Here is a 21,830-nt window from a genome sequence, read left to right as displayed (position 1 = left end):
CCTGAGTCTCGAGTGGTCAGAAGCTGGTGGCGAGGCCGGCGGCGCGGAAGGCTTCCAGACTCGGGCGGATCGTGGCGCTCGCCTGCGAGGTGGCGGCCACCGCGTCCAGCGTCTTGAGGCCGTCACCGGTGTTCAGGATGACAGTGGTGAGCGCCGGGTCCAGCAGACCGGCCTCGATCAGCTTCTGCGTCACGCCGACCGTCACCCCGCCGGCCGTCTCGGCGAAGATGCCCTCGGTGCGGGCCAGCAGCTTGATCGCGTCGACGACCTGCTCGTCGTTGACGTCCTCGACCGCGCCACCGGTGCGGCGGGCGATGTCCAGGACGTACGGGCCGTCGGCCGGGTTGCCGATCGCCAGGGACTTGGCGATCGTGTTCGGCTTCTGCGGCCGCACCACGTCGTGACCGCCCTTGAATGCGGCGGAGACCGGGGAGCAGCCCTCGGCCTGGGCGCCGAAGATCTTGTACGGCTTGTCCTCGACCAGGCCGAGCTTGATCAGCTCCTGGAGGCCCTTGTCGATCTTCGTGAGCTGCGAGCCGGACGCGATCGGGATGACGATCTGGTCGGGCAGCTGCCAGCCGAGCTGCTCGCAGATCTCGTACGCGAGGGTCTTGGAGCCTTCGCCGTAGTACGGGCGCAGGTTGACGTTGACGAAGCCCCAGCCCTCGCCGAGCGGGTCGCCGATGAGCTCGGAGCAGAAGCGGTTGACGTCGTCGTAGTTGCCCTCGATGCCGACCAGCTCACCGCCGTACACCGCGGCCATGACGACCTTGCCCTGCTCCAGGTCGTGCGGGATGAACACGCACGAACGCAGGCCCGCACGGGCGGCGGCGGCGCCCACGGCGCCGGCGAGGTTGCCGGTGGAGGAGCAGGAGAGGGTGGTGAATCCGAAGGCGCGGGCGGCCTCGACGGCGATCGCGACGACGCGGTCCTTGAAGGAGTGCGTCGGGTTGCCGGAGTCGTCCTTGACGTACAGACCGCCGGTGACGCCCAGCTCGCGGGCGAGGTTGTCGGCCTTGACCAGCTTGGTGAAGCCGGGGTTGATGTTGGGCTTGTCCGCGACATCGGAGGGGACCGGCAGCAGCGGCGCGTAACGCCAGATGTTGTTCGGGCCGGCCTCGATGCGCTTCTTCAGCTCGTCCGGGGAGCCGCTCGGCAGGTCGTACGCCACTTCGAGCGGCCCGAAACAGGACGCGCAGGCGAAAATGGGACCGAGTGCGAATCGTTCTCCGCATTCGCGGCAGGAAAGCGCTGCGGCGGGACCCAGGTCCACGGAAGATTCAGTGTTTGCTGCAACAGTCTCAACAGCCATGATGGCGAGGCCCTTTCTCCTCATCTTCCTCGCGACGCGTTTCGTCACGAGACGGAATTGGCACCTTCCCCACCTGACCTCGCGGTCGGCGGGAGGGTTGCCGGGACTTCAACGGGCCGTTCCCTCTGTCCCTCTGGATGAGCGCTGTGGCACTGGACCATGGATCCAGGCGTTTATCGGCGGACGGACCCCGGCATGCGACGGCCATCTGCGTTGTTCAAGACTGTAACCGAAGCACCGGACTGTTGAGATAGCCGTCCGAACCGCGAGATGGATCACATACAGGGAGTATCGACCGTGCTGGAAGAGGTCGAACGCTGGCTGACCAGGCGTTCCTGGTCAGCCGCCGACCGTCCGCTGGACCGTCTGCTCGATGCCAGGAACGGCGCGAACGGCGCGAGCGTGAGTGTGGTGCTGCCCGCGCTCGACGAGGCGGAGACCGTCGGGGACATCGTCACGACGATCCGGCGCGAGCTGATGGAGAAGGTCCAGCTGGTCGACGAGCTCGTGGTGATCGATTCCGGTTCGACGGACGCCACCACCGAGGTCGCCCGCCGGGCGGGCGCCCGCGTCGTCCACCGGGACGCGATCCTGCCCCGCATCCCGGCCGTCCCCGGCAAGGGCGAGGTGCTGTGGCGGTCACTCCTGGTGACCGGCGGCGACATCGTCTGCTTCATCGACGCGGACCTGAAGGACTTCTCCGCGGACTTCGTCTCCGGCATCGTCGGCCCGCTGCTGACCGACCCCTCGGTGCAGTTCGTCAAGGCGATGTACGACCGCCCGTTCGGCGACACCACGGGCCAGGGCGGCCGGGTCACCGAAATGGTGGCACGCCCGCTGCTCAATCTGCACTGGCCGCAGCTGGCCGGCTTCGTCCAGCCCCTGGGCGGCGAGTACGCGGTGCGCCGCTCGCTGCTGGAGCGGCTGCCGTTCCCGGTCGGTTACGGAGTGGAACTGGGCCTGCTCGTCGACGCCCTGCACACGGTCGGCCTGGACGCCCTCGCCCAGGTCGACGTAGGCGTCAGGAAGCACCGTCACCAGGACGGCCAGGCGCTCGGCCGGATGGCGGCCGCCATCTACCGCACCGCCCAACTCCGCCTCTCCCGGGGGCATCTGGTCCGCCCGTCGCTGACCCAGTTCGAGCGCGGCGAGCACGGGTTCGTCCCGCGCACCTACCCGGTGGACACGGAGGAACGGCCGCCCATGCGCGAGATCGAGGAGTACGTTTCACGCCGCGCGGCGTGACGTGGGCCTACTTCGCACGTTTGGGCGGTTCGCGATCGGGCTAGATTCCGCCCATGGTCTCCGAGCACGCCCCTCAGCCCGCTGCCCAGGTACTCGTCGCGTCCAACCGCGGCCCGGTCTCGTACGCGCTGCGCGAGGACGGCACCCTCGACTCCCGGCGCGGCGGCGGCGGACTCGTCTCCGGCCTGAGCGCCGTCGACGACAAGATGTGGGTCTGCGCCGCCCTCGGGGACGGCGACCGGGAGGCGGTGCGGCGCGGCGTCGGTGAGCCAGGTGTGCGGATGCTCGACATCGACGCAGGAGTGCACGCCGACGCGTACAACGGCATCGCCAACTCGGTGCTCTGGTTCGTCCACCACCTGCTCTACCAGACCCCCGTCGAGCCCGTCTTCGACGCGGAGTTCCGCCGGCAGTGGGCCTCCTTCGAGACGTACAACCGGGCCTTCGCCGAGGCGCTCGCCGAGGAGGCGGGCGAGGGTGCGGCGGTCCTCGTGCAGGACTACCACCTGGCGCTGGTGCCCGGCATGCTCCGCGAGCTCCGCCCCGACCTGCGGATCGGCCACTTCTCGCACACCCCGTGGGCGCCCGTCGACTACTTCCGGCTGCTGCCCGACGACATCGCCGAACAGCTGCTGCACGGCATCCTCGGCGCCGACCGGGCGGCCTTCCTGACCCGCCGCTGGGCGGACGCGTTCATCGGCTGCTGCACGGAGATCCTCGGCGGCACCGGCGGCACCCGGATCGGGGTGCACGGCCTCGGCGCCGACGCGGACTTCCTGCGCCGCCGCGCGCACGAGGCGGACGTGGACGAGCGGATGGCGGCGCTGCGGGAGCAGGTGGGCCCCGGCCGGAAGACGATCGTGCGGGTGGACCGTACGGAACTGTCCAAGAACATCGTCCGCGGGATGCTCGCCTACCGCGCCCTGCTCGACGAGCGGCCCGAGTGGCGCGGGCGCGTCGTCCACATCGCGTTCGCCTACCCCTCGCGGCAGGACCTCGCGGTCTACCGGGAGTACACGGCCGAGGTGCAGCGCGTCGCCGACGGGATCAACGCCGCGTACGGGACGGCGGACTGGACCCCGGTCGTCCTCCACGTCAAGGACGACTTCGCGCGCTCGCTGGCGGCGTACCGGCTGGCGGACGTGGCGCTCGTCAACCCGATCCGGGACGGGATGAACCTGGTCGCCAAGGAGGTCCCGGTCGTCTCCGACCACGGCTGCGCGCTGGTGCTGTCGCGCGAGGCGGGGGCGCACGAGGAGCTGGGCGCCGACGCGATCACGGTGAATCCGTACGACGTGTCCGCCACCGCCGACGCGCTGCACGAGGCGCTGACGATGGCGGACGACGAGCGGGCGGCCCGCACGAAGCGACTGGCCGCGGCGGCCACCGCGCTGCCGCCGCAGCAGTGGTTCCTGGACCAGCTGGAGGCGCTCCGGCAGGAGTAGCGCCCGTCCGGCGGCGGCCCGGTCAGTTCGCCGAGTCCGCCGCCGCCTCGGCCGCCTTGCGCGCCTCCTCCGCCTCCGCCGCATCGGCCGAGAAGGCCGGGTCGTCCCACATCTCCGGCGGTGACGGATTGCCCGGCAACGGGCCGATATCCGCTTTGTGGCCGTCGGGTCCCCAGCAGGAGGCGAACGGCCCGGTGCGCGGATCCATCAGCACGGCCAGATGGGGATCGGCGTGGTGCAGCCACCAGTTGGACATACCGAGAGACGAATCGACCCGCAGGTACTCGAAGGCCCGCCACAGCGAGGCGAGCCTGGCGACCGCTTCGGGATGCGTCCACCAGTCCGGACACCAGGCCAGGTGGACGCCGTCCACACGCCGCCGCACCACCTGGGCGAGATACTCCTCGACGAAGAGATCCAGCGACCGGAAGATTAGTTCGGTGCTGTCGTCGGCCTCCATCGGCGGCGGTGCCCCCGCGGCCGATGCAGGACCTCCCTCTGCGGGAACATCCTTCTCCCCATCCTGTTGCGGCATCGTTCTCTCCTTCCGGAACGCACACATCGCTTCTGTCACGTCGGTCGTACAGTGGCCGCCGGTCAGCCCTGCGGCACCCCGTAGCGACGGCGCACATCGCTCGCCTCGGCTCTGCGGCCGCAGCCCTCCAGCAACTGGGCCCAGCGGTTCGCGGATCTCGTCAGGTCTTCACTCGGCGACGGCTTGCGCGCCGACACCCGGGCGTAGTTCTCGGTGGCCTCGCGGGCGAGGGGAAGCGCGCGCAGCAGGGCGTGCATTCCGCCTGCCGACGCAGCGTGGTCGGCCAGGTGCAGCAGATTCTCGGCGAACCGTCCCCGCTCGAAGTCGGAGTACCCGGCCACCGGACGCAGCAGAGCAACGGCCCGCTCCCTGAGCGGCACCGGATCGCCTCCCATGCCACTGGTTCCTCTCAGCCACGCCACCAGCGTGAGCCCGGCCGCGTAGTTCACCGCTTCCTGCTCGGGGGCCTCGCGCCAGCGCCGCTCGTACAGTTCCAGTGCCTGATCTCCGACCGCCAGTGCCTCCTCGGGCTCACCGTGGTCCGACAGGACCAGGGCCTGCTCATGGAGTGCCTCGGCGAGGCGCACCTCGTTCGGAGCAGGGTGCAGGCGGACAAGTTCGCGCCAGACCACGATCTCCTCCACGAGAGTGGCGAGCGCCTCGTCCAGATGTCCGGCGTCCTTGTGGAACCTGGCCGCCTTGGACAGGTTGTTGGCCAGCTCGGTGCCGTGGGCCACCGGGTTCTCCCGGTACAGCAGGCGCGAGTGGTGGAGTGCCTCGTCGATCGTCTCCAGTGCCTCGTCCACGCGCCCGAGTTCGTTCAGCGTCCAGGACCGGTTGCTGAGCAACAGCCGCATCCGCTCGGCATACTCCAGAGGGGCGCTCTCGGTCAGCCGCTCATAGAGATCCCGTGCCTCGGCCATCGTCTCGAGGGACTGTTCGAACGGCTGCTCGGTGGCCAGGTTCACCAAGGAGATCGCCAGACCGATGTTGTAGGTGTCCGGGTTGTCCGCGGCCATCCGCCTGCGCAGGTCGACCGCCTCCTGGGAGGCGGCGCGCGACCTCACCGATCTGGCTCCCTCTCGCCAGTAGTGCCAGGAGAGATTGTGCAGCGTGTGGGCCAGCGTGGCTGCGTAGGCATCCGGATTCTCCGTGGCCAGCCGGCGTTCGATGGCCAGCGCCTGCTCCGCGATGATCCTGCCCTTCTCCGTCTGCCCCGAACTTGCCCGGATGGCGCCGAGGTTGCGCAACGACGCGGCATGGGCGGCCGCTCTGGACGGGTCACGCTCGGCGAGCTCCCGTCGGATGGCCACCGACTCCTCGGCCGCGGCCACCGCCTCCTGTTCGCGACCGGCGTCCTCGTAGCACGTCGCCAGCGAGTTCATGGCCTTGGCCAGCAGCTCCGGTACCTCCGCATCGGGCACGCTCCGCGCCAGCCCGCGGCACAGTTCCACGGCCTCTTCGGCGAGCGTGAGCGACATCTGCCGTGAACCCGCGTTCCACTGAGCCGCCGCATGCTGGATCAGCGCGCCGGCAAGCACGCGCTCCTGAGCGGGAGACCCTTCGGCCCGCGCGCGCTGGATCGCCACCGACTCCTCCCCCGCCTCCACGGCCGTACGCCAGTCGCTCATCCGCGCCTTGCGCTTCGCCCATTCCCCCAGGGCCCAGGCGAGACCGTCCAGGTCGACGGTTCCGTGCGCCGGCTCGCGGTACCGCTCGACCAGGCGTTGCGTGAGCCGCACGGCGAACCGCGTGAGGGCGTCGGACTCCTCCGGCAGCGCGGCCGCGGCGGCGCGCAGCACCTCCGCGGCGAGGTCCTGGCGCTCCAACAGCGCGTCGAGCCGTTCCAGGACGAGGTCGCGCTGCCGGGTCCGGCCGGCATTGGCATGGGCCACCACGGACCGGGTCAGCACCGTCAGCGCCTGGACCTGCTGGGCAGGTGTGGCCCCCTCCATCAGAGCGGGCAGCAGCCCCGGCACCTCCGCCACCATGAGCGAGGCCTGGAACTCGGCCACCCGGTCGGGCTGCAGCGTCCCCCAGAAGGTGTCCCCGGCGCTCGGATACAGCCGGCCGATCGCCGCGGCCAGCTCCCATTCCCGGCCCTGCCCGAGAGCCGGCACCCGGGCCACGACTGCCATCGCCTCGTCCTCGTCGGCGGCGCCGCACAGGTTCGCGGCGGCGACGACCCGACGCATCAGGGACATCGGCAGCGGCCGCTCGCCGCCATTGGCGAGCAGGCGTGCCCAGTAGCGCTCCTCGTGACGCAGAAGCGTTGCCTCGACCGCCTCGCCCGGGACGACGTCGAGAGGGGCGGGACCCGCCTGGAGGAGTGCGGCCAGCGCTTCCATCTGAACGTTGAGAGCGGTGGCGTAGCGCCGTCCGGACATCTCCGCGGGTACGGCCGTCCGGGCGGCCAGGGCGGTCCAGTCGTAGTCCTCGTGTCCGTCGGTCCGCTCCAGGTGCTCCGCGAGTCCGTACAGAGCCGCTGCGAACGCCTCCCGGCGGTCGTCCGACGTCACGTCCAGCGGCCCGAGTTCGATGGTCAGGGCGGCGGCGAGGATCTCGTGGGTGGCCACTCCCGTGTCGTACGGGTCGAGCTGCCAGCCGCCGGACGAGCGGGCGACGAGCAGCACCCGGACGGTGTGCCCGGCGGCGGCCGACGCGCGGGCCCGGTCGATCAGCCGCCGTATCCAGCGAGGCCGGGACTCGGCGTAGTCGACCACCAGCAGCAGGCTGCGGGCGCAGTCGCCGAGGGCCCGCAACGCGGTGCTCGGCGCTTCGCCGGGCAGGTCCTCGTCGGAGAGCTCGCTGCGGAACAGGCCGGCGATCCAGCCGGGCTCCTTCTGGACGGCCCCGACCAGCCGGCGCACCAGTCGGCTCTTGCCCTGGCCGCCGGGCCCCGTGAGCACACGGACCACGAGGCTTCCGGCAGGCCCGCCCGGGCGCGGTCGGGCGGCGGACGGGCCGAGGCACCAGTCCCGCAGGCTCTCCCACTCACTCAGACGGCCCCGGAACGGGGTGGCCTCCACATCGGCGCGCAGCAGCATCGCCGGGGAGCGCAGATCGCGTTCGGGGGTGGCCACGTCGAGCAGCGGGGTCAGTTCGGCGGGCTCGGCGAACGGTTCGTGCCGCCCGTTCGCCGCAGCGGCGCGCAGGGCGGCGCGGAAACCCTCGTCGCCGAGGATCTCGCTGCTGCGGGTGGCGGTGAGCCGGCTGCCGGCTGCCGCACGCCGGTCCTTGCGGACCACGCCCAGGAGCAGGTCCCCGCTGAACACCGGCGCACCGGACATGCCGGCCCAGCCCTGGTTCTCCGGGTCCCCGGCGGGCATCGGGTCGTTGCTCAGCAGCTCCCAGCGGCGCGCCGCCGCACCGGTGCCTGGGCTGATGCGGCCGGAGAACTGCTCCTCGACGCGGGTCCGGCCGGTGCCGCCGCGGGGCATCCGCTGGCTGCGCGGAAAGCCGTAGGAGAGAACCGCGTGGGCGGGAACACGGGTGACGAGGTCACCCCACCGCTGCGGTTCGGGGTCCGCGGCCCGGACCGCCGCAGGACCGCTCACCGCGAGCAGTGCGGCGTCCACGCTGTCGTCGTACCGGAGCCAGAGCACCCGCGCGGCCCAGGGGCCCGGCTCCCCGTCCGCCGGAAAGGAGACCTCGGGGGTGAGGAGCCGGCCCTCGGGGGTGCACAGGATGTGCGCGGCGGTGAGGACGAGCCCGGGACCGATCAGGCAGCCGGTCCCGAACGAGCCGGGGCCCGTGCCGTCGCTCCCGCGTACCTGCACCACACGCTCGAACTTCACCGCCACCCCCAGGTGGTCCGGGTCTCCGTCCCCCGGCCGCCTCGCTCAGTCGTCTATGTCGCCGATCTCCACGTCCCCGCCGGATCCGGACCGGGGATGCAGGGTGAGCTGGATGCGGTGGGTGGTGCTCTCTGCCCGCTCCCGCTTGCCGTCCACACCGACCACACCGAAGCGCAGGGAGCCACCACCGGAACCTGTACGGGTCAGCTGCATCGCGAACTCGACGGTGACCTCACCGACCCTGAAGCGGACGTCCGAGTGGTCGGCCTCGCGCTGGGCGGCAGCCAGTTGCGCGCGCAACAGCCGGACGGCATCCGTCAGATCGAGCCCGTCGCGCGCGGCTGCGCCTTCACTGTCGCCCACCAACCCCCCCTGACCTAGGCCGAGTTGCCACAGAGTGCCATAGGCAGGGGAGCATTCGAAGGAGATCGGCTCCAATCAGCCTGAATTCGCTGCCAGTTGGCGCGCCAGTGACTGAAGGAACTCCACCACGGCTCCCGGCCCCGGCAGCGACAGGTCGGCGCGCTCCGCCAGTTCGGGCACTTCCGCGCCGCTGCAGACCAGCAGGCCGGGGGTGCCGTCGGGGCCCTCGGTGCGGAGTTTCTCCACGGCGGCGTACGCGGCGAGGTCGCCCAGGTCGTCGCCCGCGTAGAGCACGGATCCGGCGCCGGTCTCGTGCACGTACTGGGTGAGCGCCACGCCCTTGTCCATGCCGGAGGGGCGCAGCTCCAGGACCAGGCGGCCCGGTTCGACGATCAGGCCGTGGCGGGCGGCGAGCTCGCCCAGGGGGCCGCGCAGGGCCTCGAAGGCCGCTTGCGGGTCGGCGGCGCGGCGGGTGTGGACGGCGAGCGCCTGCCCCTTCTCCTCTATCCAGGTGCCGTGCCAGGAGTCGAACCTGTCGAGTACGCCGGGGAGTTCGGCCCGGACGGCGGCGACACCGGGGTGCGGGGCGGGGGCGTTGACGGTGCCGGAGACGGCGTCCCAGCGTTCGGCGCCGTAGTGGCCGAGGACGACGAGATGGTCCAGTCCCGCGACCCCGGCGAAGCCGCCGTGGCGGACCGCGACACCGGCCGGGCGGCCGGTGATCACGGCGATCGACGCGACCTTGGGGGCGAGTGCGGCCAGCGCCTCGACGGCGCCGGGGTGGGCACGGGCCTGTTCGGGGTCCGGGACGATGTCGGCGAGCGTTCCGTCGAAATCGAGTGCGATGACGGCGCGGTCGGGCCGGGCGAGGAGCGCGGCGAGGCCCTCCTGGCCGGCGTGAGTGGTCGGGGTCGGAAGGGGTCGGGTGTGCGGAGTGCTGCCCATGTGACGAGCCTATCCGCGGCGGCCTTCTCGGGGGCGCTGCTCCCGGACCCCGGGTGTCACCGCCGCCCCCGGCGGGCCTCCCGCACGCGTCGCAGGCGGTTCACCGTCACCGGTTCCGCCTCCAGCGCCCGCCGGTCGTCCAGCAGGGCGTTCAGCAGCTGGTAGTAGCGGGTCGGGGAGATGCCGAGCCGCTCCCTGATCGCGCGCTCCTTCGCGCCCGGCCCCGCCCAGGACTGCCGCTCGACCGCCAGGACCGCACGGTCCCGGTCGGACAGAGGAGCGGACAGCGGATCGGGCGAAGGGGCGGGGTCGGCATCGGGGCCCTCGGGGCCGGTCGGGGGGAGCGCGGTCATATCAGCCAATATATTGCGCGGGCGCCGAGGCGGCGCTACTCCGCGGCCGTCGACTCCTGCGCGATGCGCTCGAGCACGCTCTCCGGGTTCGCGCCCGGCTCGACCGCCTCGCCGATGTTCTCCTTGATCGACTCACTGGCCCGGGCCCAGGACGTCTTGCCGAAGGGGTAGAACTCCGCGTCCGGCAGTGTGGCCAGGAACTTGTGCAGCGGCTTGAACCTGGCGTCGTCCTCCATCGCCGCGGACGCGCTGTCGGTGACCGGCAGCAGGTCGTACGCATCGGCGAACTCGATCACGTTCTTGTCGCTGAACATGAAGTCGAAGAACTTGCCCATCTCGACCCGGTGGCCGCCCTGCTTGAACCCCATGATCCAGTCGGCGACGCCCATCGACCCCGTGATGGGCCCGTCGGGGCCGGGCAGCTGCACCATGCCGACGTCCACGCCCTGCTTCTGGGCCTCCTCCATCAGGGTCGGGTGGCCGTTGAGCATGCCGACGTCGCCCTTGCTGAACGCCGCGAAGGCCTTGGCCCGGTCGAACTTGCCGGGGGCGACGGGGCCGACGAGACCCTTGTCGACGAGGTTCGACTTCAGCCAGTCGAAGGTCTTGACGTTCTCCGCCGAGTCGATGGCGTACGAGCCGACGTCGTCCGTGTAGCCGCCGCCACCACTGAGCAGCCACATCATGGTCTCGGCCTGGGACTCCTCCTGGCCCAGCGGCAGCGCGAACGGGTACTTCACCCCGCGCTGCTTGAGCACCGCCGCGTCGGCGGCTATGTCGTCCCAGGTCTGCGGGGCCTTGAGGCCCGCCTGGGAGAAGAGGTCCTTGTTGTAGAAGAGCAGCCGGGTGCTGGCCACGAACGGCAGCCCGTACTGGATGCGGCTGTACCGGCCGGCCTCCGCGAGCTTCGGCAGGAAGTTGGCCTGGGTGGGGATGCTGAGCATCTGGTCGGCGGAGTAGAGCTTGCCGGCCTTGGCGTAGTCCGCGTATGCGCCGATCTGCGCGATGTCGGGGGCCTCTTTGGCCTTGACCATCTCGGCGACCTTGCGGTCGACTTCCGTCCACGGATAGACGCTCACGTCGACCTTGATGCCGGGGTGGGACGCCTCGAAGCTCCGGGCCACCCCGTTCCAGTACGTGTCGGACTTGTTGGCGTCACCGGTGCCGTAGTCGGCCGCGACCAGTTTCAGCGTGACGTCGTCCGAGCCGTTGCCGCCGCAGCCCGCCAGTGTGGCCGTCATCCCCAGTGCGGCGACAGCCGCCGTCAGTCCCAAATAGCGCCGCTGCACAGCCCAGTCCGTCCTCGTAGATTGCGCCACCCGCGGATCCCACGTCGGCATGGGCCCTCCGGATGAGCTGCGATTCTGCACCACCCCGGACAGGAGGTCTAGACCATCGGGGTGCCGCTTCCGCAGCACAGCAGCATTGCACGGGACGCGGAGCGACTGCTAAGGAGGTCTCGGCCGGGCTGTCACGGCCCCGTCCTCACCCGGCCCCGCCCTTATTGGTCCAGACCGCCAGTTCCGTAGCGTCCGCCCTGTCGGACACTCCGCACGCATACGGTGCCACCGAGCCGCACCGGCCACCGCCCAGCCGCAAGGAGCCGTCCAGCATGTCCCGTACCGCATCAGAAATCGCCACCCAGCCCAGCTGCTGGCGTCGTGCCGCAGAGGCGGGTGCGGCCTTCGACGGGCTGCCGCGTCCGGGCGAGCGGGTCGCCGTGACCGGGTGCGGCACCTCCTGGTTCATGGCCATCGCCTACGCGGCGCTGCGGGAGGCGGCCGGGCAGGGCGAGACGGACGCGTACGCCTCCTCGGAGTTCCCGGCCGGGCGGGCGTACGACCGGGTCGTGGCGATCACCCGCTCCGGCACGACGAGCGAGGTGCTGGCACTGCTGGGCGAGCTGCGGGGCAAGGTCGCCACGGTCGCACTGACCGCCGACCCGAGGACGCCGGTCATGGAGGCCGCCGACACCGTGGCCGTACTGGACTGGGCGGACGAGGAGTCGGTCGTCCAGACCCGCTTCGCCACCACCGCGCTCGCCTTCCTGCGGGCCGGCCTGGAGGCGGCGGGCCCGCTCCCGGCCGGCGTGAAGACGGTCGCCGAGGCCGCTGTCGACGCGGAACTGGCAGTGACCGAGCCGCTGGACGAGACGGTGGTCGCGGCCGAGCAGTGGACGTTCCTGGGGCGCGGCTGGACCTACGGCCTCGCACAGGAGGCCGGACTGAAGATGCGCGAGGCGGCGGGCGCCTGGACCGAGTCGTACCCCGCGATGGAGTACCGGCACGGCCCGATCGCGATCACCGGCCCGAACCGCGTGGCGTGGGTGTTCGGCGCACTGCCCGAGGGGCTCGCCGGCGAGGTCGCGGCGGTCGGCGGGACCCTCGTCGCCCACCGGTCCGCCGACCCGATGGCCGACCTGATCCGGGCGCAGCGGCTCGCCGTGGTCCTCGCGGAGTCGAAGGGCTACGACCCGGACCATCCGCGCAACCTGTCACGCAGCGTGATCCTGCCGGAGTAGACAGCGTCGGGCGCGACGGTCTGCCGGAGCGTTGCGCCCCATGTCGGCGGGTTGCCGCCGGGTTGTGACCCCGATTTTGTATGGATGCGCAACAAACAGCGATAGTGGACTAGACCTTTTGGGTTCGCCGGGCGAAACTGTTTCCCGTGAAACACGTCATCGCCCTCGATGTGGGCGGCACCGGAATGAAGGCCGCACTGGTCGGGTCCGACGGCACCCTGCTGCACGAGGCACGGCGCGCGACCGGCAGAGAGCGCGGCCCCGACGCCGTAGTGGAGTCGATCCTCGCCTTCGCCGCGGATCTGCGCACGTACGGCGAGGAGCACTTCGGCGAGAGCGCCGTCGCGGCGGGTGTCGCCGTGCCCGGCATCGTCGACGCCGAGAACGGGATCGCCGTCTACGCGGCGAACCTGGGCTGGCGCGACGTACCGATGCGGCAACTGCTCGGCGAACGGCTCGGTGGCGTACCCGTGGCCCTCGGCCACGACGTCAGGACCGGCGGACTCGCCGAGGGCCGGATCGGCGCGGGCCGGGGCGCGGACCGCTTCATGTTCATCCCGCTGGGCACCGGGATCGCCGGGGCCATCGGGATCGCGGGCGGCATCGAGGCGGGCGCCCACGGCTGCGCGGGCGAGATCGGCCACATCGTGATCCGGCCGGACGGCCCGGACTGCGCCTGCGGCCAGCGCGGCTGCCTGGAGACGCTGGCCTCCGCGGCCGCCGTCAGCCGGGCCTGGGCCGCCGCCTCCGGCGACCCGAAGGCCGATGCGGCCGACTGCGCCAAGGCCGTCGAATCCGGCGACCCCCGGGCCATCGAGGTATGGCGCGACGCCGTCGACGCCCTCGCCGCCGGACTCGTCACCGCGCTCACCCTGCTCGACCCCCGCACGCTCATCATCGGTGGCGGTCTCGCCGAGGCCGGGGAAACCTTGTTCACACCACTCCGTGCGGCCGTCGAGGAACGCGTCACGTTCCAGAAGCTGCCCCACATCGTTCCGGCGGCCCTCGGGGACACCGCCGGATGCCTGGGCGCAGGGCTGCTCGCCTGGGATCTTCTCTCCACGGAGGTATCCGCCTGATGGCCGGACGCGCAGACAGCACCGTTCTCGCAGGTGCCCGGGTGGTACTCCCCACCGGCACCGTCGAGAACGGCCGGGTGATCGTCGAGGGCACCCGCATCGCCGGCAGCTCGGCGGAGGGCGCCCGGACCGTCGACCTGTCCGGCCACTGGATCGTTCCCGGCTTCGTGGACATGCACAACCACGGCGGCGGCGGCGCTTCCTTCACCTCCGGCACCGTGGACGAGGTCCTCACCGGCGTCCGCACCCACCGCGAGCACGGCACCACCACCCTGGTCGCCTCCACCGTCACCGGCGAGATGGACTTCCTCGCCGAACGGGCCGGCATCCTCTCCGAGCTCGTCGAACAGGGCGACCTGGCCGGAATCCACTTCGAGGGCCCCTTCATCTCCCCGTGCCGCAAGGGCGCCCACAGCGAGGGCCTGCTGCGCCACCCGGACCCGGCCGAGGTCCGCAAGCTGATGGACGCGGCACGCGGCACCGCGAAGATGTTCACGCTCGCCACCGAACTGCCCGGCGGCATCGACTCCGTACGGCTGCTCGCCGAGCACGGCGTCATCGCCGCGATCGGCCACACCGACGCGACGTACGAGCAGACCGTCGAGGCGATCGACGCCGGTGCCACCGTCGCCACGCACCTCTACAACGCGATGCCGGGCATCGGCCACCGCGCACCCGGCCCCATCGCCGCCCTCCTGGAGGACGAGCGGATCACCGTCGAGCTCATCAACGACGGTACGCATCTGCACCCGGCCGCCCTGGAGCTCGCCTACCACCACGCGGGCGCCCACCGCGTCGCGCTGATCACCGACGCGATGGACGCGGCCGGTTTCGGCGACGGCCAGTACCAGCTCGGCCCGCTCGCCGTCGAGGTCAAGGACGGCGTCGCCCGGCTCGTCGAGGGCGGCTCCATCGCAGGCTCCACCCTCACCCTGGACACCGCTTTCCACCGGGCCGTCACCATCGACCGGATCCCGGTCGGCGACGTGGTGCAGTCCATCTCCGCCACGCCGGCCCGGCTCCTCGGGGTCTACGACCGGGTCGGCTCGCTGGAGCCCGGCAAGGACGCCGACCTCGTCGTCCTGGACGAGGACTTCCGGCTCAAGGGCGTCATGCGCAAGGGCGAGTGGATCATTCAGCCGCAGGCCGGCTGACAGCCGCACAGGCCGGCCGGAAGCCGGCTACGTAACGAAGAGACGGCGGTTGGTCCCGACGTCTGGGCCGACCTCCGTCTCTTTGGCATGATCGCCTGGGAAACCAGCAGGGAAAGCGCGTTCTGGCAAAGGATCCGCGCTACACACAGATCGGGGGCGGCCGAAGTGATCCTCACGGTCACGCTGAACACGGCACTCGACCTGACGTACGGCGTGCCGGCACTCGTACCGCACTCCAGCCACCGCGTCACCGACCTCTCCGAGCGCCCGGGCGGCAAGGGACTCAACGTCGCCCGGGTCCTCGCCGACCTCGGCCACGACAGCGTCGTCACCGGCTTCGCCGGGGGCACCACCGGAGCCGTGCTGCGCGAGCTGCTCGCCGCCCTCCCCTCCGGCCCCGCGACCGTCACCGACGCGCTGGTGCCCGTGGCCGGCAACACCCGCCGCACGCTGGCCGTCGTCGACCGCGCCACCGGGGACACCACCCAGTTCAACGAGCCCGGCCCGCACGTCACCGCCGACGAGTGGACCGCCTTCCTCGGCTCGTACGCGGAACTGCTCGGCGCGGCCGACGCCGTCGCCCTGTGCGGCAGCCTGCCGCCCGGCATCCACGTCGGCGCCTACGCCGAACTGGTCCGCCTCGCCCGCACCGCCGGCGTCCCCGTCCTCCTGGACACCAGCGGCGAACCGCTGCGCCGCGGTATCGCCGCCCGCCCCGACCTGATCAAGCCGAACGCCGACGAGCTCGCCCAGCTCACCGGCGCCCGCGAACCCCTGCGCGGCGCCCGCGACGCCCGCCGCCGGGGCGCGCACGGGGTGATCGCCTCACTGGGGCCCGACGGCATGCTGGCGGTCACGCCCGACGGCAACTGGCAGGCGTCCCCGCCCGCACCCGTGAAGGGCAATCCGACCGGGGCCGGCGACTCCGCGGTGGCCGGACTCCTGTCCGGACTCGTGGAGGGCCTGGACTGGCCGGACCGGCTGCGCCGGGCGGTGGCACTGTCGACGGCGACCGTGCTCTCCCCCACGGCCGGCGACTTCGACCGCGCGGCGTACGAGGAACTGCTGCCGCGCGTCGGTATCGAGGAACACGCACCGGCGGCCTGAGCGCCGCGTCCCCACCGGGCCCTGTGACGGGCCCGGGGAAAAACAACAGAGGTCAGCATGCCGCTCGTCAGCACCGGTGAACTCGTCTCCGCCGCCCAGGCCCGGGGACGCGGGATCGCCGCCTTCAACGTCATCACCCTGGAGCACGCCGAGGCGATCGCCGCCGGTGCGGAGCAGGCCGGTGCCCCCGCCATCCTCCAGATCTCCGAGAACGCCGTGAAGTTCCACGGCGGCCGGCTCGCCCCGATCGCCGCCGCCGCCGCGGCCGTCGCCCGCACCTCCGGCGCCCCCCTCGCCCTCCACCTCGACCACGTCGAGTCCGTGGAGCTGCTGCACCAGGCGCACGACGCGGGCTTCGGCTCGGTGATGTTCGACGCCTCCAAGCTGAGTTACGAGGAGAACGTGCGGGCCACCGCCGAAGCGGTCGGCTGGGGCCACGAGCGCGGCATCTGGATCGAGGCCGAGCTCGGCAAGGTCGGCGGCAAGGAGGGCGAGGCACCGCTCGACGCCCACGCACCCGGCGTCCGCACCGACCCCGCCGAGGCGGCCGCGTACGTCCGCGCCACCGGCGTCGACGCCCTGGCCGTGGCCGTCGGCTCCTCGCACGCCATGACCGAGCGCACCGCCGCCCTGGACCACGAGCTGATCGGCCGGCTGCGCGACGCCGTCCCCGTCCCGCTGGTGCTGCACGGCTCCAGCGGCGTCCCCGACGACGAGATCCGCCAGGCCGTCGCGGCCTCCGGCATGGTCAAGATCAACGTGGGTACGGCGCTGAACACGGCGTTCACCGGGGCCGTACGCGCCCACCTGGCCGCGAACGCCACGGGCGTGGACCCGCGCAAGTACATCGCCCCGGGCCGCGACGCGATGGCCGCGACGGTGGCCGGCTTCCTGGCCCTGATGGGCTGAGTCCGGAGCACCCCCGGAGAACGCGACCGGCCCCCCTCGCCCGAAGGCGAGGGGGGCCGCGACGCTCAGCCGTGAGCCGGGCGGATCAGCGCGTCTGGTGACCGGCCTTCAGCGACAGCTGGTCCAGGTTGGCATCGCACTGGTCGCCTTCGTTGCAGGAGATCATCAGGGTGTTCGGGCCCTTGGTGAGGTTGACGTAGGCGTACGTCGTCGTCCACCCCTTCTCCAGATCACCCTCGGGGGCCTTGGCGAAGTTCGTCATGTTGATGGACCGCGGGGCCTCGGCGTTGACCGTGAGAGACGTCTTGGCGTCCTTGCCCGGCACGCCGTACGTCACGAACAGCGTGTACTCGCCGGCCTCCGGCACCTCGACGGACCAGGTCGCGGACCTGCCGACCGCGTTGAGGTTGATGTACTGCCCGTTGCCGCTCTTGGCACCCTTGACGGTGTTGTCGAGCCCCGCGTCGCCGCCGAGCTTCAGCGACGCCGCGTCCTGCTTCGGCAGCTCTACCGGGGCCTCGGAACTCTTGGACTGCTCCGGCGTCGGCGACTGCTCGACCTCGCCGGCCGGACCGGAGGAGGACGTGGCCTCGTCCTTCTTCTTGTCCTTGTCGTTGTCGTCCGTCATCAGCGCGACCCCGATGCCGATGAGCACGACCGCGACCACCGCGAGCGCCCCGATCAGCAGGCCCTTGGTGTTCGGACCGCCCCTGCCGGAGCCGCCGCCACTGCCGCGGCCACCCTGGTGCGGCACCTGCGCGGTGGCGGCACCACCGGGGTACGTCTCCGGGGCCGCATACTGCGCGTTCGGCTGGCCGTACTGCGCGTTCTGCTGGCCGTAGGGCGCCTGGGGCTGCCCGTACGCCTGCTGCGGCGGCACCTGCCCGTACTGGCGCTCACCGACGGTCCGCACCTGGTTGTACGAGGTCCGGGGCACGCCCGGCTGCGCGGCGGGACCCGGGTAGCCGTAGCCGCCCTGTCCCGGCGGCTGCGCGCCGGCTGCCCGCCCGTCCTCGTAGAGGTAGCCGAACGGATCGTCGTCCTCGGGTGTGCTCGCGCCGTTGTTCCCGGCCATCCCTGGGTCACTCCTCACCATGTCGCCAGCCGTCGCCGAATCTCGCCAGCCGTCGCCGACCGGCCGAGCCTACCCCGAACGCGACCGCGCCAAGAATTGCCGGAGGTGCGGCAGGAACCGGGGTGGGGTAAGCGACGTACCCCCGGGACCACACGTCGGCGAACGTCAGCCGGCTCGGCGGTGGACCTTCGAACGTGACCGCTTCTCGACGTACATCCGCTGGTCGGCGGAGCGCAGCACCTCTTCGGCCGTCATGCCGCACGCGGCCCAGCCGATGCCGAAACTCGCCCCGACCCGCACCGCCCGGCCGTCGACCCGAATGGGCGGAATAATGGCGTTCCGCAGACGTACGGCCAGGTCCGCGGCGTCTGCGGCCCCCAGACCGTCGGCGAGAACGACGAATTCGTCACCCCCGAGCCGGGCGACCGTGTCCCCGTCGCGGACACACGTGGTGAGCCGCCGGGCGACCTCGATGAGAACCGCGTCACCCGTGTGGTGGCCGAAACGGTCGTTGATCGACTTGAAGCCGTCCAGGTCGCAGAAGAGGACCGCGAGCCCCTTCGACCCGTCGTCCTTCACCGTGTCCGGTGCGACGGAATGCACATGGTGGTCGTACGGGCCGGCCCCCCGGCCGGTGTCGAACCCGTCGGTGGGGAAGCCGTGCGCCCGCGCCTCGTCGACGTCCCCGTACGCCGCGTCCAGCGCCTCCACGTCGGTGGACACCACCGAGTGCGGGCGCTCGCACAGCCGGGCACTGAGCCGGGCCCGCAGCTCCGCACTGTTGGGCAGCCCGGTCAGGGCGTCGTGCGAGGCGCGGTGCGCGAGATTCAGCTCGTGCCGCTTGCGCTCCTCTATGTCCTCGACGTGCGTGAGGAGGAAGCGCGGACCGTCCGCCGTGTCCGCGACGACGGAGTTGCGCAGCGAGACCCACAGATAGGTGCCGTCCCGGCGGCCCAGCCGCAGCTCGGCACGGCCACCCTCGGCCGAGGTGCGAAGCAGGGTGCCGATGTCCTCGGGGTGGACCAGATCGGCGAAGGAGTAGCGGCGCAGCACCGAGGCGGGACGGCCCAGGAGCCGGCACAGGGCGTCGTTGGTGCGCAGCAGCCTGCCGTGCTGGTCGCCGCCCATCTCCGCGATGGCCATGCCGCTGGGCGCGTACTCGAAGGCCTGGCGGAAGGATTCCTCACTGGCCCGCAGCGCCTGCTGCTCACGCTCCAGGCGGACCAGGGCGCGCTGCATGTTTGCTCGGAGCCTGGCGTTGCTGATCGCAATGGCCGACTGGGATGCGTACATCTGGAGCGCCTCGCGGCCCCAGGCGCCGGGCCGGCGGCCGTTGCGGGGGCGGTCGACGGATATCACGCCGAGGAGGTCCAGACCTCCGCCCGAGGCGTACATCGGGGCGTAGAGCCGGTCCTGCGGGTGCCACTCGTCCTCGAAGCGGGGCTCGGGGCCCTCGGTGTGCCACTGGGGGACGTCGTCGTCGAGGAGGACCCAGCCGTCGGTATGGGGTATGAAGCGGAGTTCGTCCCACGCCTCACCCATGGCCAGCCGGCGCTCCCAGGAGATGCGGGAGCCGACGCGGCCGGTGATCAGGGCCTCGGCGGCGTTGTTGCCCGCGAAGGCCGCGACGACGAGATCACCGTCGGGACGGACGAGGTTGACGCAGGCAAGCTCGTAGCCGAGACCGGCGACGATTCCATCGGCGACGGTCTGCAGCGTGTCGGCCAGGCTCCGCGCCGTGTTGAGATCGGCCACGGCCTGGTGCAGCTGCCGCATCGTCGCAAGACGGACGTACGGCTCCGACTCGGCCTCCATCGCTCGCACTCCCCGAGACCTCGACAGCACTCCAGATTTCATATCGACGCACTAGACGCACTTACTGCAGTGTCACGGCCACTGAATCACAGTGAGCTGTGCACCCGGTACACAGGGTCAACAAATATTGCTCTCTGTGACTCAAGTCACAACAGATGGTGAAGGGTCCCGAATGCCACCTCTCAGTGGTCCGTCCTCTTCTTGAACGCAAAACGCAAACCCCCGCCACCGCGGGCCCTGGACGGGCAGGTCCTAGGACCTGACTGGTCCCCTGGCCCGATGCGGGGGACCACCGTACGCGGCTAGCGTTCCCGGTGTGTTGCAGACGAAGCCTCCCGCCCCGCGTACCGAAGCCGTCCCCCATGCTGAGGGGGTGAGCAACGACGAGTTCCGCGGCGCCCTCACCCGACTGGCAGCCGGAGTGGTCCTGATCACCGCACAGGAGCCCCCGCTCGACGAGCACGGCCGCGGCGAGGACGTGGGCATGACCGCGACCGCCTTCATGTCGGTGTCGCTCGACCCGCCACTGGTCATGGTGAGCCTGCGCAACGACTCCCGGATGGACGACCTGCTGGCGGAACAGCCGCTGTGGGCCGTCTCCGTGCTGGCGGAGAGCCAGCGGCACATCGCCGGGCGGTTCGCCATGAAGGGCCGGATCAGCGACCGGCTGCTCTTCGAGGACATCCCCTATGTACGGGGGGAGGTCACCGGCGCGCCCCTGGTCGGGGGCGCACTCGCGACGCTGGAGTGCCGCACGGAGCAGCGGATCACGGCCGGTGACCACACGCTGGTGATCGGCCGGGTGCTCGGGGCGCAGCTGCCGAGCGGGGACGGCAGCCCGCTGACGTACTTCCGCGGCCGTTACCGGCAGCTGGGCTGACGGCGGGCAAGGGAGACGACTCGTCCGGGCCGTGGCTACCAGTCGCGGCCCGAGCGGCCTCGCTTGGTGTCGCCGCGCTGCTTCTTCTCGCGCAGCCGGCGTTCGTTGATCCCGCGCGGGATCTTGCGCTTCACGCGCGGCTTGGGGGGCGGCGCCGTGGCCTCGGCCAGCAGGGCGGTGAGCCGCACGACTGCCGTCTCACGGTTGCGCCACTGCGAGCGGTGCTCCGAGGAGCGGACCGATACGACGCCGTTGACCAGCCGGTTCGCCAGCCGTTCCAGCGCGCGCTCCTTCCACACCTCGGGCAGCGACTCGGTCGCCGCGAGGTCGAAGCGCAGCTCCACCTGGGAGTCGCTGGTGTTGACGTGCTGCCCGCCGGGCCCGGAGGACCGCGAGAAACGCCACATGAGCTCGGCCTCCGGCAGGGAGACCGCACCGCGGATGAAATAGGGCCCGGACATGACACCCATGTTCCCCGTCCCGCGGGGGGTTCGTCACCTCCTTTTGGCGCACGCCTTCATCCGTCTGCCGCGCCGCGTCATCAGTTCGGTAAAGAAAGTAAAGGCGGAAGGAACCTCGCGGTGCCCTGCCTGCGTTATGGACTGTGACGGTAGCTTCGTGATGGCACGAAGCCCGCACACGACAGATGAAAGGGACTTCCCATGGCAGTAAGCCTGTCCAAGGGCGGCAACGTCTCCCTCACCAAGGAGGCCCCCGGCCTCACCGCCGTCACGGTCGGCCTCGGCTGGGACGTCCGTACCACCACCGGTACCGACTTCGACCTCGACGCCTCCGCGATCGCGGTCAACGCCGCGGGGAAGGTCTTCTCCGACGGGCACTTCGTCTTCTTCAACAACAAGGCGACGCCGGACCAGACCATCGTGCACACCGGTGACAACGTCACGGGTGAGGGCGAGGGCGACGACGAGCAGATCAACGTCAACCTGGCGGGCCTGCCGGCCGACATCGACAAGATCGTCTTCCCGGTGTCGATCTACGACGCCGAGACCCGCAGCCAGAACTTCGGCCAGGTGCGCAACGCCTACATCCGCATCCTCAACCAGGCCGGCGGCGCCGAGATCGCGCGTTACGACCTGAGCGAGGACGCCGCCACCGAGACCGCCATGGTCTTCGGCGAGCTGTACCGCAACGGCGCGGAGTGGAAGTTCCGCGCCGTGGGCCAGGGTTACGCCTCGGGTCTGCGCGGCATCGCGCAGGACTTCGGCGTCAACCTCTGACGCTCCGCTCCACCCGCTTCACGGGAGCCCCCGGCCGAACGTCCTGCGGCCGGGGGC

The 21,830-nt window shown here is 71.4% G+C and carries 19 protein-coding genes and 1 riboswitch; of the genes, 9 read left to right on the top strand and 10 right to left on the bottom strand.

Annotation, left to right across the window (positions count from 1 at the left end):
• Positions 1-16: 16 nt before the first annotated feature.
• The gene (thrC, locus tag SH922_RS22000) at positions 17-1,312 is read right to left on the bottom strand and encodes a threonine synthase (RefSeq protein WP_393059605.1); all 1,296 of its coding nucleotides are present in this window, start codon (positions 1,310-1,312) and stop codon (positions 17-19) included.
• 17 nt (positions 1,313-1,329) lie between these two features.
• Positions 1,330-1,456: riboswitch (SAM riboswitch) on the bottom strand.
• Positions 1,457-1,609: 153 nt separating this feature from the next.
• On the opposite strand from thrC, the gene SH922_RS21995 reads away from it, so the two are divergent.
• Together SH922_RS21995 and SH922_RS21990 are read left to right on the top strand one after the other, a co-directional pair.
• Complete coding sequence (locus SH922_RS21995) at positions 1,610-2,557, top strand: glucosyl-3-phosphoglycerate synthase (protein WP_393059604.1); 948 nt, start codon at positions 1,610-1,612, stop codon at positions 2,555-2,557.
• A 53-nt stretch (positions 2,558-2,610) separates the two neighbouring features.
• Positions 2,611-4,002, top strand: a complete 1,392-nt coding sequence (locus tag SH922_RS21990) for a trehalose-6-phosphate synthase (protein WP_393059603.1) — start codon at positions 2,611-2,613, stop codon at positions 4,000-4,002.
• A gap of 22 nt (positions 4,003-4,024) precedes the next feature.
• Here SH922_RS21990 and SH922_RS21985 read toward each other — a convergent pair whose 3' ends face one another.
• From SH922_RS21985 to SH922_RS21960, 6 genes are all read right to left on the bottom strand, one after another.
• Positions 4,025-4,537, bottom strand: a complete 513-nt coding sequence (locus tag SH922_RS21985; RefSeq protein WP_393059602.1) for a DUF4913 domain-containing protein — start codon at positions 4,535-4,537, stop codon at positions 4,025-4,027.
• A gap of 62 nt (positions 4,538-4,599) precedes the next feature.
• Entirely contained in the window at positions 4,600-8,334 is a 3,735-nt protein-coding gene (locus SH922_RS21980) for a trypsin-like peptidase domain-containing protein (protein ID WP_393059601.1), read from the bottom strand.
• A gap of 45 nt (positions 8,335-8,379) precedes the next feature.
• The gene (locus SH922_RS21975) at positions 8,380-8,697 is read right to left on the bottom strand and encodes a trypco2 family protein (protein WP_393059600.1); all 318 of its coding nucleotides are present in this window, start codon (positions 8,695-8,697) and stop codon (positions 8,380-8,382) included.
• Positions 8,698-8,772: 75 nt separating this feature from the next.
• Positions 8,773-9,642, bottom strand: a complete 870-nt coding sequence (gene otsB, locus SH922_RS21970; protein WP_393059599.1) for a trehalose-phosphatase — start codon at positions 9,640-9,642, stop codon at positions 8,773-8,775.
• Positions 9,643-9,698: 56 nt separating this feature from the next.
• Complete coding sequence (locus tag SH922_RS21965; RefSeq protein ID WP_393059598.1) at positions 9,699-9,995, bottom strand: DUF3263 domain-containing protein; 297 nt, start codon at positions 9,993-9,995, stop codon at positions 9,699-9,701.
• Between the two features lie 35 nt (positions 9,996-10,030).
• Positions 10,031-11,236 (bottom strand): extracellular solute-binding protein, encoded by a 1,206-nt coding sequence (locus SH922_RS21960; RefSeq protein WP_393063650.1) that lies wholly within the window; start codon positions 11,234-11,236, stop codon positions 10,031-10,033.
• A 371-nt stretch (positions 11,237-11,607) separates the two neighbouring features.
• Here SH922_RS21960 and SH922_RS21955 point away from each other — a divergent pair, with 371 nt between their 5' ends.
• The 5 genes from SH922_RS21955 (at position 11,608) to SH922_RS21935 (ending at position 16,765) form a co-directional block, all read left to right on the top strand.
• Positions 11,608-12,516 (top strand): SIS domain-containing protein, encoded by a 909-nt coding sequence (locus tag SH922_RS21955; RefSeq protein WP_393059597.1) that lies wholly within the window; start codon positions 11,608-11,610, stop codon positions 12,514-12,516.
• 146 nt (positions 12,517-12,662) lie between these two features.
• The gene (locus SH922_RS21950; protein ID WP_393059596.1) at positions 12,663-13,595 is read left to right on the top strand and encodes an ROK family protein; all 933 of its coding nucleotides are present in this window, start codon (positions 12,663-12,665) and stop codon (positions 13,593-13,595) included.
• A complete protein-coding gene (gene nagA, locus SH922_RS21945) occupies positions 13,595-14,749 on the top strand; it encodes an N-acetylglucosamine-6-phosphate deacetylase (protein WP_393059595.1) in 1,155 nt (384 codons plus the stop codon). Before SH922_RS21950 ends, nagA begins: the two co-directional genes overlap by 1 nt.
• 165 nt (positions 14,750-14,914) lie before the next feature.
• Complete coding sequence (locus SH922_RS21940) at positions 14,915-15,856, top strand: 1-phosphofructokinase family hexose kinase (RefSeq protein WP_393059594.1); 942 nt, start codon at positions 14,915-14,917, stop codon at positions 15,854-15,856.
• A gap of 57 nt (positions 15,857-15,913) precedes the next feature.
• Positions 15,914-16,765 (top strand): ketose-bisphosphate aldolase, encoded by an 852-nt coding sequence (locus tag SH922_RS21935; RefSeq protein ID WP_393059593.1) that lies wholly within the window; start codon positions 15,914-15,916, stop codon positions 16,763-16,765.
• An 85-nt stretch (positions 16,766-16,850) separates the two neighbouring features.
• Here the strand turns inward: SH922_RS21935 and SH922_RS21930 are convergent, their stop codons facing one another.
• Complete coding sequence (locus tag SH922_RS21930) at positions 16,851-17,840, bottom strand: carbohydrate-binding protein (protein ID WP_393059592.1); 990 nt, start codon at positions 17,838-17,840, stop codon at positions 16,851-16,853.
• Between the two features lie 165 nt (positions 17,841-18,005).
• A complete protein-coding gene (gene cdgB, locus SH922_RS21925; protein ID WP_393059591.1) occupies positions 18,006-19,655 on the bottom strand; it encodes a diguanylate cyclase CdgB in 1,650 nt (549 codons plus the stop codon).
• A gap of 373 nt (positions 19,656-20,028) precedes the next feature.
• Here cdgB and SH922_RS21920 point away from each other — a divergent pair, with 373 nt between their 5' ends.
• Positions 20,029-20,535 carry a flavin reductase family protein gene (locus SH922_RS21920; protein WP_362556000.1) on the top strand — a complete coding sequence of 169 codons (507 nt, stop codon included), beginning with the start codon at positions 20,029-20,031 and terminating at the stop codon, positions 20,533-20,535.
• 35 nt (positions 20,536-20,570) lie between these two features.
• On the opposite strand, the gene arfB is transcribed toward SH922_RS21920, so the two are convergent.
• A complete protein-coding gene (arfB, locus tag SH922_RS21915; RefSeq protein WP_393059590.1) occupies positions 20,571-21,005 on the bottom strand; it encodes an alternative ribosome rescue aminoacyl-tRNA hydrolase ArfB in 435 nt (144 codons plus the stop codon).
• A 192-nt stretch (positions 21,006-21,197) separates the two neighbouring features.
• Between arfB and SH922_RS21910 the strand changes: the two genes are divergently transcribed.
• Positions 21,198-21,773 carry a TerD family protein gene (locus SH922_RS21910; RefSeq protein WP_328895462.1) on the top strand — a complete coding sequence of 192 codons (576 nt, stop codon included), beginning with the start codon at positions 21,198-21,200 and terminating at the stop codon, positions 21,771-21,773.
• Positions 21,774-21,830 lie beyond the last annotated feature (57 nt).

This window comes from Streptomyces sp. LN549 (genome assembly GCF_043203805.1).
Lineage (GTDB): Bacteria > Actinomycetota > Actinomycetes > Streptomycetales > Streptomycetaceae > Streptomyces.
This window is presented reverse-complemented; position numbering and strand designations above follow the sequence as displayed.

What these genes read in the sequence shown, in the direction of transcription:
- thrC (WP_393059605.1), bottom strand. Translation starts at nt 1,312, where the DNA reads ATGGCTGTTGAGACTGTTGCAGCAAACACTGAATCTTCCGTGGACCTG.
- SH922_RS21990 (WP_393059603.1), top strand. Translation starts at nt 2,611, where the DNA reads ATGGTCTCCGAGCACGCCCCTCAGCCCGCTGCCCAGGTACTCGTCGCG.
- SH922_RS21985 (WP_393059602.1), bottom strand. Translation starts at nt 4,537, where the DNA reads ATGCCGCAACAGGATGGGGAGAAGGATGTTCCCGCAGAGGGAGGTCCT.
- otsB (WP_393059599.1), bottom strand. Translation starts at nt 9,642, where the DNA reads ATGGGCAGCACTCCGCACACCCGACCCCTTCCGACCCCGACCACTCAC.
- SH922_RS21965 (WP_393059598.1), bottom strand. Translation starts at nt 9,995, where the DNA reads ATGACCGCGCTCCCCCCGACCGGCCCCGAGGGCCCCGATGCCGACCCC.
- SH922_RS21960 (WP_393063650.1), bottom strand. Translation starts at nt 11,236, where the DNA reads ATGACGGCCACACTGGCGGGCTGCGGCGGCAACGGCTCGGACGACGTC.
- SH922_RS21955 (WP_393059597.1), top strand. Translation starts at nt 11,608, where the DNA reads ATGTCCCGTACCGCATCAGAAATCGCCACCCAGCCCAGCTGCTGGCGT.
- nagA (WP_393059595.1), top strand. Translation starts at nt 13,595, where the DNA reads ATGGCCGGACGCGCAGACAGCACCGTTCTCGCAGGTGCCCGGGTGGTA.
- SH922_RS21935 (WP_393059593.1), top strand. Translation starts at nt 15,914, where the DNA reads ATGCCGCTCGTCAGCACCGGTGAACTCGTCTCCGCCGCCCAGGCCCGG.
- SH922_RS21930 (WP_393059592.1), bottom strand. Translation starts at nt 17,840, where the DNA reads ATGGCCGGGAACAACGGCGCGAGCACACCCGAGGACGACGATCCGTTC.
- cdgB (WP_393059591.1), bottom strand. Translation starts at nt 19,655, where the DNA reads ATGGAGGCCGAGTCGGAGCCGTACGTCCGTCTTGCGACGATGCGGCAG.
- arfB (WP_393059590.1), bottom strand. Translation starts at nt 21,005, where the DNA reads ATGGGTGTCATGTCCGGGCCCTATTTCATCCGCGGTGCGGTCTCCCTG.
- SH922_RS21910 (WP_328895462.1), top strand. Translation starts at nt 21,198, where the DNA reads ATGGCAGTAAGCCTGTCCAAGGGCGGCAACGTCTCCCTCACCAAGGAG.